Here is a 1,389-nt window from a genome sequence, read left to right on the forward strand (position 1 = left end):
AACAGAGGGCAGACCTAGAAGCAAACTTCTTCGTCGCCAGCGGCGCACCGCCCTCGTTCGTGGGCCGTATATAGTCGCCGCCCGACCAAACTGTCAACAGGCTAGATCGCTCTTTTTTCGATTTCTCGTGGAGATATCCACGAAGGCAAAATTCGTAAGCTGGCTTGGTTGAATTTTGGCCGGCGCTTCCGTTGCGGCGATACCCGTCACAACCGCTTCGCCGAGTGAATGCGGTCGCCCTAAAGCAGCCACCAGCACTTAGCCGAATGTCGATCGTCGCAGCCTTTTGACCTGCGGTTCGGAGCCTTTCTTCCAGCAACTCGGGCGTGATGTTCCGGCCTGCGTAAAAGATGCCCAGGATCAGCACGCGCTTCGCCGTCGACAGCGAAAACGATACTGACCGCGCGACGATACCCAATGATCCGCGGCCCCGGCATGATCTCCACCCGCTCGTGCCGCGCTGCGGAAATGTCGACAGGCCCAGACAGAGATCGCGGATGCCCACAACAAAATCCCAGGCAACCGCCGGCGATGCACGCTCGGCTATTTCGTCATAGAGTTGCTCGAGCTCGGCTTCCGCTTCGTGTGGAAGACAATCCGGCACTCCATTTCCTACTTGGCTTTCGCCTGCCGTGCGCGATGACGGAGCTCCAGCCGGGAAAACACCGTTTCGGCGGGAATAGCTTTTGCCGGCTCCTGCTGAAGCTCGGCCCCGCGCGACGGGATCTCCTCACGCAGCCACTTCTCACGCTTCGCCTCAAAATCCTCGAGCATGCGCAGCCCGGCGCGGACAACCTCGCTGGCATTGTTGTAGCGGCCCGATTCGAGCTGCTTTCTGATGAAGCGCTCTTAGTGCTCGTTCAAAGCGTAGTTGGGCATGGAGGCGTCCTCCGGAAATGTGGGGGCGGGTGCGGGGATATCAATAGATAGCAACAATTGGCAGTGGGTTGATTCGATTCCAATTCACCCGTGGCGATTCGGTGAAGGCCCAACAGTACCCGAATCGGCAGAGATCAAAATTTCGGGTCGATACGCCGGCGCCGATCGAGGATCGCTAGGCGGCCGATTCCACGACCTCGGCGCCATTTCGAGGCAGCTGAGACGCGGGAGCCGGCTGAGTTTAAAACTCAACCGGCTAATATTATTTCGTGCCTGGTTGCACGCCGATCCCTGAGTGCGCTGCCACGCTCACTTTGACGTCCTCGTCGCCCGCGGTTCATGATTCCAGCTAGCGACTAGCGAGCAGCGCCATGACGAGCGCGCCGATGCGGGTCGATGTTGGTTGAATGATTCGGTCTGGTGAGAGCCCTGACCTTCGTGTCCGTCCTGCGATCACAAACGCAAACGGCCCGCGTAGAGCGGGCCGTTTTGTTGTTTGGTTGCGGGGAC

The 1,389-nt window shown here is 59.2% G+C and carries 1 protein-coding gene and 1 pseudogene; both read right to left on the reverse strand.

Going from position 1 to position 1,389, the window contains the following annotated elements; all coding sequences use genetic code 11:
- Positions 1 to 301 precede the first annotated feature (301 nt).
- A pseudogene (locus tag LB523_RS29180) lies at positions 302 to 609 on the reverse strand (type II toxin-antitoxin system RelE/ParE family toxin); the annotation flags it as partial.
- Between the two features lie 3 nt (positions 610 to 612).
- Entirely contained in the window at positions 613 to 840 is a 228-nt protein-coding gene (locus LB523_RS29185) for a type II toxin-antitoxin system ParD family antitoxin (protein WP_224609630.1), read from the reverse strand.
- Positions 841 to 1,389 lie beyond the last annotated feature (549 nt).

Origin of the sequence: Mesorhizobium sp. ESP-6-4, from assembly GCF_020164735.1 — a bacterium.
Lineage (GTDB): Bacteria > Pseudomonadota > Alphaproteobacteria > Rhizobiales > Rhizobiaceae > Mesorhizobium.